Annotated in this window: 13 protein-coding genes; 9 read left to right on the forward strand and 4 right to left on the reverse strand. The window is 53.9% G+C overall.

Features of this window, described 5'->3' with window-relative positions:
* The first annotated feature begins 10 nt into the window (after window positions 1-10).
* From FHS90_RS15695 to FHS90_RS15715, 5 genes are all read left to right on the forward strand, one after another.
* On the forward strand, window positions 11-868 hold the full coding sequence (locus FHS90_RS15695) for a sulfite exporter TauE/SafE family protein (protein ID WP_343049738.1): 858 nt from the start codon (window positions 11-13) through the stop codon (window positions 866-868).
* A gap of 78 nt (window positions 869-946) precedes the next feature.
* On the forward strand, window positions 947-2,356 hold the full coding sequence (locus FHS90_RS15700; RefSeq protein WP_066839471.1) for an MBL fold metallo-hydrolase: 1,410 nt from the start codon (window positions 947-949) through the stop codon (window positions 2,354-2,356).
* Window positions 2,357-2,809: 453 nt separating this feature from the next.
* Window positions 2,810-3,385 carry a YeeE/YedE family protein gene (locus FHS90_RS15705; RefSeq protein WP_343049739.1) on the forward strand — a complete coding sequence of 192 codons (576 nt, stop codon included), beginning with the start codon at window positions 2,810-2,812 and terminating at the stop codon, window positions 3,383-3,385.
* A 13-nt stretch (window positions 3,386-3,398) separates the two neighbouring features.
* On the forward strand, window positions 3,399-3,812 hold the full coding sequence (locus tag FHS90_RS15710; RefSeq protein WP_182513744.1) for a DUF6691 family protein: 414 nt from the start codon (window positions 3,399-3,401) through the stop codon (window positions 3,810-3,812).
* A gap of 115 nt (window positions 3,813-3,927) precedes the next feature.
* On the forward strand, window positions 3,928-4,629 hold the full coding sequence (locus FHS90_RS15715; RefSeq protein ID WP_182513745.1) for a hypothetical protein: 702 nt from the start codon (window positions 3,928-3,930) through the stop codon (window positions 4,627-4,629).
* A 4-nt stretch (window positions 4,630-4,633) separates the two neighbouring features.
* On the opposite strand, the gene FHS90_RS15720 is transcribed toward FHS90_RS15715, so the two are convergent.
* Window positions 4,634-5,062: a DUF6640 family protein gene (locus FHS90_RS15720; protein WP_182513746.1), complete on the reverse strand. Its 429-nt coding sequence runs from the start codon at window positions 5,060-5,062 to the stop codon at window positions 4,634-4,636.
* Between the two features lie 202 nt (window positions 5,063-5,264).
* Here FHS90_RS15720 and FHS90_RS15725 point away from each other — a divergent pair, with 202 nt between their 5' ends.
* Window positions 5,265-6,542, forward strand: a complete 1,278-nt coding sequence (locus FHS90_RS15725) for a replication-associated recombination protein A (RefSeq protein ID WP_182513747.1) — start codon at window positions 5,265-5,267, stop codon at window positions 6,540-6,542.
* Between the two features lie 286 nt (window positions 6,543-6,828).
* Window positions 6,829-7,167: a DUF4844 domain-containing protein gene (locus FHS90_RS15730; protein ID WP_161947696.1), complete on the forward strand. Its 339-nt coding sequence runs from the start codon at window positions 6,829-6,831 to the stop codon at window positions 7,165-7,167.
* A gap of 221 nt (window positions 7,168-7,388) precedes the next feature.
* Here FHS90_RS15730 and FHS90_RS15735 read toward each other — a convergent pair whose 3' ends face one another.
* Together FHS90_RS15735 and FHS90_RS15740 are read right to left on the reverse strand one after the other, a co-directional pair.
* A complete protein-coding gene (locus FHS90_RS15735; protein WP_182513748.1) occupies window positions 7,389-7,700 on the reverse strand; it encodes a ferritin family protein in 312 nt (103 codons plus the stop codon).
* A 158-nt stretch (window positions 7,701-7,858) separates the two neighbouring features.
* Window positions 7,859-8,371 (reverse strand): hypothetical protein, encoded by a 513-nt coding sequence (locus FHS90_RS15740; protein WP_343049740.1) that lies wholly within the window; start codon window positions 8,369-8,371, stop codon window positions 7,859-7,861.
* Window positions 8,372-8,663: 292 nt separating this feature from the next.
* Between FHS90_RS15740 and sppA the strand changes: the two genes are divergently transcribed.
* Complete coding sequence (sppA, locus tag FHS90_RS15745) at window positions 8,664-10,433, forward strand: signal peptide peptidase SppA (RefSeq protein WP_066831687.1); 1,770 nt, start codon at window positions 8,664-8,666, stop codon at window positions 10,431-10,433.
* A 181-nt stretch (window positions 10,434-10,614) separates the two neighbouring features.
* Window positions 10,615-11,433 carry a purine-nucleoside phosphorylase gene (locus FHS90_RS15750; RefSeq protein ID WP_182513750.1) on the forward strand — a complete coding sequence of 273 codons (819 nt, stop codon included), beginning with the start codon at window positions 10,615-10,617 and terminating at the stop codon, window positions 11,431-11,433.
* Window positions 11,434-11,549: 116 nt separating this feature from the next.
* Here FHS90_RS15750 and FHS90_RS15755 read toward each other — a convergent pair whose 3' ends face one another.
* Window positions 11,550-12,314, reverse strand: a complete 765-nt coding sequence (locus FHS90_RS15755; protein WP_182513751.1) for a DUF4249 domain-containing protein — start codon at window positions 12,312-12,314, stop codon at window positions 11,550-11,552.
* Between the last annotated feature and the right edge of the window lie 13 nt (window positions 12,315-12,327).

The following is a 12,327-nucleotide window of genomic DNA, read 5'->3' on the forward strand; positions in this document are numbered from 1 at the left end:
AAACGCCTCTGTGACAAAAGTCACTGTGACAGCCCAAAGTATCTTTTACCTTTGCCCTACCAAAACAGAATACATGGAGATACTGGGGTACATTTCGGCATTGTTGATAGGGCTGTCACTGGGTTTGACCGGAAGCGGCGGCTCTATTTTAACGGTGCCCATTCTGGTGTACCTCATAGGGCTGAACCCGGTGCTGGCCACTTCTTACTCTTTGTTTGTGGTGGGGGTGACCAGTGCGGTAGGCGGGGTGCGGTTCTTCAGGCAGGGGCTGGTGAGTTTTAAGACGGTGCTCACCTTTGGGTTGCCCTCTCTGCTGACCATTTATTTCACCCGTTTGTATGTGGTGCCGGCCCTGCCCCAGACATTTTTTGAGATACACACGCTGGTGGTAACCAAAGAGGTGTTTCTCATGGTGCTGTTCTCCCTGCTCATGGTCATGGCGTCTTTGAGCATGATCAGAAGCGGGTTCTTTCTGAGCTGGCAGGGATTCTCCAGCCGCAGGCTGAGCCTGCTGCTTACCTTTCTGGAGGCGGTTTTTGTGGGGCTGGTCTCAGGGCTGGTGGGCGCGGGCGGGGGCTTTCTGATTATTCCGGCATTGGTGCTGCTGCTGCGCCTGGACATGAAAATGGCGGTGGGCACGTCACTGGTGCTTATTGCCAGCAACTCGCTCATTGGGTTTCTGGGGGATCTGGGGCACTATCCCATTGACTGGGCCTTTCTGCTGTCGTTCTCGTCGCTGGCGGTGCTGGGTATTTTTGTGGGCGCGGGCATTGCCCATAAAGTAGACAGCCAGCGGCTGAAAAAGAACTTCGGGTGGTTTGTGCTGGCCATGGGCCTATTTATTATACTAAAAGAATTTTTCCTTTAATCCCGGGTAAGTGACCAAAGTCACTGAACCCCGGTGAAATCCTATAGAACTTTGTCACCGCTAAAGACAAGTAACCCTATGAAAGTAGAACAGATTTATACCGGCTGCCTGGCGCAGGGAGCCTATTATATTGAAAGCAACGGCGAGGCGGCCATCATTGACCCGCTCCGCGAAATAAAACCCTACCTGCTGCAGGCCCAGAAAAACGGAGCCCGTATCAAATACGTGCTGGAGACCCATTTTCATGCAGATTTTGTGTCTGGCCACGTAGATCTGGCCCAGGCCACCGGGGCCCAGATTGTGTTCGGCGCAGCCGCCACCCCTGCCTTTGAGGCCCATCTGGCCCAGGACGGCGAGGTGCTGACGCTGGGGAACGTGACCCTGCAGGTGCTGCACACGCCGGGCCATACCATGGAGTCTGTCACTTATCTGCTCAAAGACGAAACCGGGAAAGACTACGCCCTCTTCACGGGAGACACCCTGTTCATTGGGGACGTGGGCCGGCCTGATCTGGCCGCCAAATCTGACCTCACCAAAGAGCAGCTGGCGGGGTATCTGTATGATTCCCTTCGGGCCAAGATCATGCCGCTGGCAGATGACGTGCTGGTGTACCCCGCCCACGGGGCCGGGTCTGCCTGCGGCAAGAACATGAGCAAAGAAACCTTTGACACGCTGGGGCACCAGAAGCAGACCAACTATGCCCTCCGGGCGAATATGACCAAAGAGGAGTTCATCAAAGAGGTGACAGACGGTCTGTTGCCGCCGCCGGGGTATTTCCCGCTCAACGTGCAGATGAACAAGCAAGGCTACGCCAATATTGAGCACGTCCTGACGCAGGGCCTGCAGGCACTTTCCCCGGCTGCCTTTGAGGCCGCGGCCAATGAAGCCGGGGCGCTGGTGCTGGACACCAGAAAAGCCGCTGATTTTGCCGCCGGTCATATCCCCAACGCCATCAACATTGGCCTGGACGGAAGTTTTGCCCCGTGGGTGGGGGAGTTGATCCCAGACATTCAGCAGCCCATTTTGTTTGTCTCAGATGCGGGCCGCGAAGAGGAAGTGGTGACCCGCCTGGCCCGGGTGGGCTATGACCACACCCTGGGTTATTTGCAAGGCGGCCTGGCCGCCTGGGAGGCTGCGGGCAAAGAAGTAGCGTCACAGGAGTCCATTTCGGCCCAGGAGTTTGCCCGCCGGTTTGCCATAGAGCAGCCTCTGGTCATAGACGTGCGCAAGCAAAGCGAATTTAACGCCGAACACGTGGCCGGTGCCCTCAACCTGCCGCTGAGCTCCTTGAATGAGCACTTGGCAGAGATCCCTAAAGACAGACGGGTTTATCTGCACTGCGCCGGCGGCTACCGCTCTATGGTGGCAGCGTCTATCTTACAGGCCAGGGGCTTTGACAATTTAATTGACGTAGCCGGGGGCTTCAAAGCCATTGCCGAGACAGACGTGCCCAGAACCGAGTTTGTCTGTCCTTCTACGTTAAAATAAGGAAGTGCCTGGCGCTGGTGCAAGCATACACTGGTGCCTGTGGTAGAGAACTGCTGTGCTGGGGTCTCCAGTGGAACGTTTCTCCTCTTACACCAGGAAGCGGGGAGTCTATTGCTGCGTAATCTGCTGGCCATAAGGGAAGCGGTTTTTTTGCTGGCGCCTTCGCTGGAAATGACATTCCCCTGCTGCTTCTGCGGATGTATTCCCCTCCTGCGAGGGCTAGGTTGCTTACGTACCACTGGAGTACCGTATCATCTGAAACCGTTGGCACAGGCAAACGCTTGCGCACAGGCAAAAGGGCTTTGGGAGCGGCTTTGCGGAGGATACCCCATGACCAGAAATGCTTCTGTTGTTTCCTGTTTAGGAAAGTCAGAAGGGGTGCGGGTTGCTTGAACAATCAATTAGTAAAGTAAACGTGGGAGACCTGGCGGCGCCTGGTTTCCACCTACGGTAATGAAAATGGAAAAAATGCTGGAATATCTTTCGCAGCCGTGGCCCTGGTATGTGTCTGGGGCGGTGATTGCGGTGGTGATGGGGCTGCTGCTGTTTTTTGGGAAGTCGTTTGGGTTCTCTTCTAATTTCAGGGTGATCTGTGCGGCCTGCGGCGCCGGAAAGCGGGTGCCGTTCTTTGATTTTAATTGGCGGGAGCAGCGCTGGAACCTGCTGTTTCTGGTGGGAACGGTGCTGGGCGGCTGGGTCTCTGAGGCGTTTCTCCAGAACGGGCAGGCGGTGCAGATTTCACAGGCCACCGTGCAGGACTTGCAGGCCCTGGGTTTTTCCGCGCCCAGGGGGCTGCAGCCAGAGGAGCTGTTCGGGCTGGAGGCGGTCATGAGTGTAAAAGGCTTTCTGCTGCTGCTGGTAGGCGGCCTGTTGATTGGGTTTGGGACGCGGTATGCGGGCGGTTGCACGTCTGGGCACGCCATCAGTGGCCTGTCTAACCTGCAGTGGCCGTCACTGGTGGCGGTGATCGGGTTCTTCCTGGGTGGCCTGATCACGACCCACCTGCTGCTGCCGTGGCTGTTCTCTTAAAAGCTTGAAAAAAATGAAAGGTATAAAATTCATCCTGACCGGCCTTCTGTTTGGCGTGGTGATGAGCAAGTCTGAAGCCATCTCATGGTACCGTATTCAGGAGATGTTCCGGTTCCAGAGTTTTCACATGTACGGGATCATCGGCACGGCCGTGGTGTTGGGCATTGTGCTGGTCTTTGCCATCAAGAAGTTCCACCTGAGAGACGTGCAGGGCCACCCCATCACCTTTCAACCCAAGGAAAAGACCGTTGCCCGCTATCTGCTGGGCGGCACCATCTTCGGGCTGGGTTGGGCGTTGGTGGGGGCTTGCCCGGGGCCGTTGTTTGTGAATCTGGGGCACGGGTACTGGGCCATTCTGATTTCCATAGCAGGGGCCGTTCTGGGAACCTACTTCTACGGCGTGATCCGGGACCGGCTGCCGCATTAAGGTGCTGCCCTTTCCGTTTTTGGCCTGGTTTGGGAAAAACAGGCCAAAAACGGGAATTGGCTATTCATGTGCAACTTCTTACCTTGTAGGGCTGCTTATTTTGAACACAATCTCCATGGGAAAATATCTAACCCTGCTCTTGGTAGCCTTATTCTTTTCCATGGATGTTGGCAAGGCGCAAAGTCCGGTGAGGTACCAAACCATTGAAATTCCCCCGGTCAATGAGACAGCGGCCGTGCCTGGTCTTGCTGATTTCATAAAGCGGTTGGTGATTGCCTGTGACAAGAAAGATACGGCCTATGTTTTACGGGTGGTAGATGAGGAGGTAGCCGTTTCTTACGGCGGTGGGCTTTATGGGAAGGCGGCCTTTTTAGAGGAGTTCCTGCGGCAGGGAGGAGGTTTTACCACCCTGAAAGAGGTGCTCCTGTTAGGGGGGACTCACGAGCAGGACGAAGAGTACCCGGGCAAGGCTGTGTACGTATTCCCTTATGTGCAGGCAGGGAAATTGTATAAAGGCAAAACCGACACGCTGGAAATAGATCCCTTTTTAACCGCGGTTGGGCTGGAGCGGCACCTGGTGGTTTTTAAGAAGCCTTCCCTGACCGCACCTCAGGTAGGGGTGCTGCGTTACCCTTTGCTGAAATTAGATCCTGATACTAATCTGTTGCATAGCAAATGGGCGCAGGTGGCTACGTTTGACCATAAAATAAAGGGCTATGTGCTTTGGGAAAAGCTATACCATCTGGCGGGTACCACCCTGCGGCTAGTGAACATGGAGGAGGGGTACAGAATAGTCTCTGTCGCTCCATTTGATTAGGTTTTTACCTGCTCCTCTTCTGCCGCGCCAGCCAATACCCCACTCCCAAACCCGCCAGCATGGCTAGACTGAAAGGCCCTTCGTTCAACCTGAGCTTTCCCACGGAGGGGATTTTCTCCGGAAACTCTGCGTCTAACCCCTTCGCGCCGGGAAACGCGAACGCGCCCGCCTGGGCGGCGTAGAAAAACGCAGGCAGCAGGGCACCGGTCCGGAGGTTTTGCGCGGCCTCCCCTTTTTTGCGTTGCAGAAAATACAGGCCGCCGCTGCCCAGCAAGGTGCCCAGAAGAATGGTCATGCCGTCATGGAATTTGGCGTGGGGCGTCCAGGCGGGGTTGAAGAGGTGCGTTTTGTTCCAGTCCATGAGAAAGCCTCCCATGGTGGTGAAGGCGGCAATGGTTTGGAGAAGCGTACGTCCGGTTTGGTCCTTGTTCATAGGCGGCGAATAAAATCTGCTCTGGAAAGGTACGCTTCTTTTGCGCCATAGTTGAACAATCTTCCGGTTCAGGGCTTAGGTTGAGGGATTCTGTTTTTGAGCTGTTTTTCAGAAAAGAGGCCAAAAACGAAAAGGAAAGGAAGTATCTTAGCCTTCGGTTTCGCGGCCCCGCCGAAGACGTTGTACTTATTGACTTTCGCCCATGTTCCAGACCACCAAAGCCCCCTTGCCCGAGCGCATGCGCCCCTCCAACTTAGACCAATATGCGGGTCAGCAGCATCTGGTGGGCCCCAAGGGCGTGCTTCGCCGCTACATTGAGGCGGGCATGGTGCCGTCCATGATTTTCTGGGGGCCGCCGGGCGTAGGCAAAACCACCTTGGCCAACATCATTGCGGGGCACCTCAAAGTGCCGTTTGTAGCCATGAGCGCCATTAACGCGGGTGTGAAAGACGTGCGCGAGGTCATTGAGCAGGCCCGCAAGCGGCAGGGTACGGTGCTGTTTATAGATGAGATCCACCGGTTTAACAAATCGCAGCAAGATGCGTTGTTGGGCGCCGTGGAGAAAGGCGTGGTCACGTTGATTGGCGCCACCACTGAGAACCCGTCGTTTGAGGTGATCCCGGCGTTGCTGTCCCGGTGCCAGGTGTACGTTTTGAAATCACTGGAGAAACAGGAGCTCATTGACCTTATCCAGAAAGCCCTGAAAGAAGACGAAATCCTGAAAAACCGTGCCATTGCCGTGCAGGAGTACGAGGCGCTGCTCACCATCTCTGGCGGTGATGCCCGCAAACTGCTCAACCTGCTGGAGATTGTGATTGACGGCAGCGGCAAAGCCGAAGAGAAAGTTGTCATCACCAATGACTTGGTGAAGCAGATTGCCCAGCAGAACCTGGCCCTGTATGACAAAGGCGGCGAGGCACACTATGACATCATCTCGGCGTTCATCAAATCCATGCGCGGGTCAGACCCCAACGCCACGGTCTATTGGCTGGCGCGCATGATTGAAGGCGGCGAAGACCCCAAGTTCATCGCCCGGCGCATGCTCATCATGGCCAGTGAAGACATCGGCAATGCCAACCCCACGGCCATGATCATGGCCAGCGAGTGTTTCCAGGCGGTCACGGTGATTGGCTACCCTGAGTGTGACATCATCCTGTCGCAGACGGCTATTTATCTGGCTACCTCGCCCAAGAGCAACGCGGCGTACAAGGCCATACGGGCGGCGCGGGCCTACGTGCGGGAACAGGGCAGCCCGCCGGTGCCGCTGCACCTGCGCAACGCGCCCACCAAACTCATGAAAGAGATTGGCTACGGCCAGGAATACAAATACGCCCATGACTACGAGGGCAGCTTCGTGGCCCAGAATTTCCTGCCCGACGAACTCAAAGGCACCGTCTTCTTCAACCCCGGCAACAACGCGCGTGAAAACGAGATGCGCAAAAACCTGAAAAACCAGTGGGACGGCTGGTACCGGTATTAATGCGTGAAGGAGTGAGTTTTATTTGGAGAGAGAAACGCGTTTTGGGCCTGTTTTTCTGAAAACAGGCTCAAAACAGGAAACCGGCGGCACTGAGCACATCTTGGGCTTCGCCCGAAGGGATATTCTGAAAAGTCTTTTGGCCAGCGCGCAACGGGGTCTATCCTTACTGAAACAGCTGGCGTATTTAAAAAATGAAGCGTCTCCTAATGAATTGCCAATGAAAAAGTCCCTGCTGTCTCTGGCTCTGATTTTGCTGCTCTTTTCTTGTCAAAGGGCTGAACAGCAGTTGGTACTGACGCAGACGGTGCGGGAACAGTTGCTGGAGTTTAAGGAGAAAGAGAAATTCGCTCCCGCTGAATGGGAGAAGCGGGGCGCAGTGCCACCCAGGAAGGAGGTGAGGCAGAAGCTGGAAGCCGTGGTGAATCAATCTATTGAAAGAATTCTACAGGCAGAGCAACCGCTGCGGCAAAGCCAGATCAATACCATAGTGAGTGCAGAACTGAACCAGATTGGGCTGTTTGAGTTGGCGCCAGAAGAGAAGAAGTTTTTGGCAGATACCTTTCATGCGTTATCTGGCCTGCTGCAAATGAAGGTTGACGCGGTGGTGCTAGATGAGCTGTATTAAGAGCGTGTTTAAAATTTGGCTTTCATGCTGCAAAAGGCCACACATGAACCGGCCTGCTCCATTTTCTAGCACCGTAGCTCTGCTTAGACCCTCATCAATCGCTTCGTCAGAATCTTTTGTTCCCACTTTTAGCGGCTAAAACCAAAGATAAACAAGCTGTAAGGTGTTTCCGGGCTGTTTTCAGAAAAACAGCCCGGAAACGCAATTTGGGTCAGCGAGGCTTACTCTGCCGCCTCTTCGCCTTTCTCGCCCAGCTCTACAATGTCACCGTCTTTGAACAGAATTTCTTTGACCGTGGCACGCCAGGTAGGCATTTTGCGCAGCAGAAATTCAAGGTTCATCCCGAAGTGCTTGAATTCCTCCTGCTGTGCGTTCTGCAGAATGGCCTTCGCCTCTGAGTCTTTCTCAATAGAAATGCGCTGCTCGTACCAGTTAATGGCCTCCACCTCCTCAATCAGGGACGTGAGCATGCGCACCAGGGTGCGGGTAGAGTCAGAGAGTTCGTGGGCGGGTTCGTGGTATTGGTCTGCCATGGTTTAATTAAGTGAAGGGGAGAATGAGTGATTATCTCTTGGGACTATAACAAAACTCCTTTACGCAAAACGCCTCTACGGTGTCTGTTTTTGGCCTCTTTTTCTGAAAACAGCCTGAAAACGGCATGTTCCATTTCCTGATTTAAGCATTGCTTTCTTCACTCCTTGTTCTTCAGCCAGTAGCGTACGCCAAAAGAGAGGCTCATAATATTGGGGTAGCCCGGCACAAACGAAACCGAGAAATCTGTGCGTTCTTTGAACCGGTAGTTGTACTCAAACTCGCCGGCGTACCAGATCATGCGGTATTGCCATTTGTCTTCGGGGTTCCCCCCGAAGAAGGAGGTGGAGAGGTTGTAGCCGTCCAGCTCAGACCAGTTGCGGCGGTACACCAGGGTGGGGCCCAACCCGCCGTTCAGGGAGTGTCTCCCCAGCTGGAAAACCACCGCCCGTACCCCCAGGTGCGTGAACCCGGCAAAACGAAGAGCACAGTCTGCGTACAGCGCCTGAATGGCTTTCACAGAGAATTTGTCAGAGGCAAAGAAGTGCTCATAGCTCACGCTGCCGCCCACGTTCAAGACCAGATAGCCTTTGCCGTCTGGGTTCAGGGGCATGAGCTCGGCGTTGTCATCGCCCTTGGGGTGCAGGCTCAGCCCAAAATATTTCAAGCTCACATTGCGGGTGTACTGGGCGTGGCAGAAGAGCGACAGAAGAAAAAGTGGAAGAAAAAGAAAGTATCTTTTACCCATTAGTATTCTACCTATTCAGTTGTAAGGCTATTACTGCCTATCTGCCAGATTGGTTATATTTGACCGGTCTGGGCGCTCCTGCGGGAGACAAAGTAAAAGTAAACAGTGCTGTAATATTTTACCTTTTCACCGACTAATGAGCCAGAAGGGATCTGGGGAAAGAAATTTCGTTTTGTTTCTCTGACTCTGTTCAAATTTTGCATTTCAATATTCCTGTATGAAGCAGTTTTTTAAGTTTGTTTTTGCTACCGTGGTAGGGCTCTTCGTTTTTATGGGCGTGGGGCTCATGTTCCTGCTGCTGCTGGTGGCGGCGGCGTCTTCCGGTGATGAAGTCACCATTGAGGAAGGCTCAGTGCTGGAGATCAAGCTCAGCCAGCCGGTGGTGGAGCGCACCCCCCGCAGCCCCTTTGCCGACCTGGGGTTGGGAGACGTACTGGGGGAGACGGGTATTGGGCTGGATGAAATCAAGGCCTCTATCAAAAAAGCCAAGCATGATGACAACATCAAAGGGATTTTCCTGAACCTGGACCTGCTCCAGGCCGGGATGGCCAGCATAGAGGAGATCAGGAACTCACTGCTGGACTTCAAAAAGTCTAAAAAGTTTGTGGTGGCCTACAGCGAGTTCTCCACAGAGAAAGCCTATTACCTGGCCTCAGTGGCAGACCGCTTTTACCTGAACCCATCAGGCACGCTAGAGTTTAACGGCCTCAGCTCTGAGGTGATGTTCTTTAAAGGCACCCTTGATAAACTGGACCTGCACCCCTATATTTTTAAGGTGGGGGAGTACAAAAGCGCCGTGGAGCCTTTCATCAGGGAAGACATGAGCGAGCCCAGCAAAGAGCAGACCCGTTCTTTCCTGAACTCCCTGAACAATTTCATGCTCCAGAACCTGGCCAAGACGCTGAAGAAGGACCTGGGCCAGCTCAGAAATATATCAGACTCCATGCTGGTGCACAACGCTGATGACGCCCGCCGTCTGGGGCTGGTGACCCACCTGGGCTATTTTGATGAAGCCACTGACTTTATGAAGGGCAAGACCGGTGTCAAAAAAGACAAGGAACTGAAAATGGTCAACCTGGGCACCTACAAGAAAGCCGCAGACCCCACCAAGTCAAAAGGGTCCTCCAGCAACAAGATTGCCATCATCTATGCCTCCGGCGAAATCACCACCGGCAAAGGCGGCGAGGGCACTATTGGCAGCGAAAGCCTTTCTGAAACCCTCAGAAAAGCCCGTCTGGACAAAAATGTAAAAGCGGTGGTGCTGCGCATTAATTCGCCGGGCGGAAGCTCCCTGGCCTCAGACGTGATCTGGCGCGAGGTGATGCTTACCAAAAAAGTAAAGCCTGTCATTGCCTCCATGTCTGATGTGGCCGCCTCTGGCGGATATTACATTGCCATGGCCTGTGACACCATTGTGGCGCACCCCAATACCATTACCGGCAGCATTGGCGTGTTTGGGATGATGGTCAACGCCCAGGATTTCCTGAAGAACAAGTTGGGGATCACCACAGACCGGGTGAACACCGGCAAGTTTTCTGATGTGCCCTCTGTTACCCGCCCCATGACTGAGTATGAGAAACTGCACATTCAAAAAGAGGTGGAGCGTATCTACCAGGATTTCACCACCAAAGCCGCCCAATCCCGCAACATGCCCGTGGCTGACCTGAAAGCAATCGCTTCCGGACGCGTCTGGTCAGGGGTTGAAGCCAAAGAGCGGGGTCTGGTTGACGTGCTGGGCGGTATGGAAGACGCCATTGCCCTGGCCGCCAAGAGAGCCAAACTGAAGGAAGGGGAGTACCGCCTGCGGGCGTTGCCGGCCCAGAAATCATTCCTGGAAAACCTCATGTCAGACTCTGAGGCCCAGATCAGAGCCTATTCCCTGCAGAAGGAGTTTGGGAGCTTACTGCCGTACTACCAGCAGTATAACCGCGTTATAAACATGCAGGGAGTACAGGCCCGTATGGCCTTTGACCTGGAGATACAGTAATCCATTAGAGCTTTCCCACCTGCAAAAAAGACTGCTGCTGGCAGTCTTTTTTGTTTTACAGGCACCCAGCCCCCCATGCCAGCTTGCAAATTTTTTACGACCTTGCAGGCCACAACCAAATCTGTTTTGGAGCTGTTTTAGAAAAAGTAGCCCATAAACAGAAACACAGCACGTAAACCACATGATACAGCAACTGCAGGAAGCCACCGACTTCATCAGATCCAAAACAAACCAGTACCAGCCAGACTTTGGGGTAGTGCTGGGCACCGGCCTGGGAGCCCTGGTGCAGGACATCTCCATTCAGCATAGCCTGGACTATGCAGACATACCGCATTTCCCGGTGTCTACCGTTGAAAGCCACTCCGGGAAACTCATCTTTGGTGAACTGGGCGGAAGAAACGTGGTGGTCATGCAGGGGCGGTTCCATTACTACGAAGGCTATAGCATGGACCAGGTGGTATTCCCCATCAGGGTGATGAAGCTGCTGGGCGTGAAGAAGCTGTTTGTGAGCAACGCGGCCGGGGGGTTAGACCCTGAGTACAACACCTCTGACCTGATGGTGATCACAGACCACATCAACCTGCAGCCCGCCAACCCCCTCATTGGGAAGAACATAGACGAGCTGGGGCCGCGCTTCCCAGACATGAGCGAGCCGTACAGCCAGCACCTGGTGCAGCAGGCGCTGGACATTGCCAACCAGCACAACCTGAACGTGCGCACCGGTGTGTACGTGAGCGTGCCCGGGCCCATGCTGGAAACCATTGCCGAATACAAATACCTGCGTACCATTGGCGCTGATGCCGTGGGCATGAGTACCGTGCCGGAGGTCATTGCCGCCGTGCACATGAACCTGCCCGTCTTTGCCGTCTCTGTGATCACTGATCTGTGCGTGCCCGGCAAAATCAAGAAAGTGGTGCTGCTGGATATCTTAGAGGCCGCCGCCAAAGCAGAGCCCAATATGACACTGCTTATTAAAGAGCTGATCAAGCGGCAGGGGTAGTTTTCTGCCTCGCTACCTGATCATGTATCAAAAGTAAAGGCCGAAGGAATGTGAATTTCTTCGGCCTTTACTTTTGGGTTGTTTTAAGAAAAACAGCCAATAAACGCACAGATGTGTTATTTGATGATCAGTTGTTTGGCAGAGTAGTTCAGGTGGGTGAACACGCCAAAACCACCGGCCACCGTAGACTTGATGGATACCGGCTGTGCAAAAGGGTTCCCATTCGCCCGGCGGGCATCTTCTATACTGCTGATGAAATTATAGTATGCCTCGTCAATATGGAAGAGCTTAATGTTAAGGGTGTCATCATGCTTAAAACGGTAGGTGGTGGTATAGGTGATCTTTTTGCCATCCCGCAGCCGGTCATTTAATTCTGCATCCATTTTGCTGTCTACCACCCCGGCACTGTCCTGGTGGGCCAGCAGGCGGTAAAAGTTTTTGACAGAGGGCTGGTCCTGCCAGCGTACCAGAAGGTATGCTTCCTGGCTTTCTACCGGCTTGTCATTGAATTTATAGCCTACGCTGTCAAACGGCACCGGCGCCAGTACGGTGGTGGTGCCGGTAAGGCGTCTGCCTCTAGGGTCAGTGATCAGAAGGGTAAACACATCGCCGGGCTTCCCGTCAACCACCCTAGTGTTCTGGTGGGTGTATACCTTCTCGTTTTTCTCATCTGCCACTAATTTAAAGGTGAGGGAAACAGGGGGCTCGTTGTTTTTAGTGATAGTGACTTTGGCGTCATCTACGGGGCTGGGTTGGTTGCCGGCAAAATAGCTCTGAGACTCAGACAAAGCTAAACGGTAAGGCTGACCGTTTTCCAGATAACACTCTACCACCAGCTGTGACGGCAGGGTAGGCAGTTTCACTTCAATTTCCTGTTCCATGTCACAGGCGCTG

The organism is Rufibacter ruber (assembly GCF_014138425.1).
GTDB lineage: Bacteria > Bacteroidota > Bacteroidia > Cytophagales > Hymenobacteraceae > Nibribacter > Nibribacter ruber_C.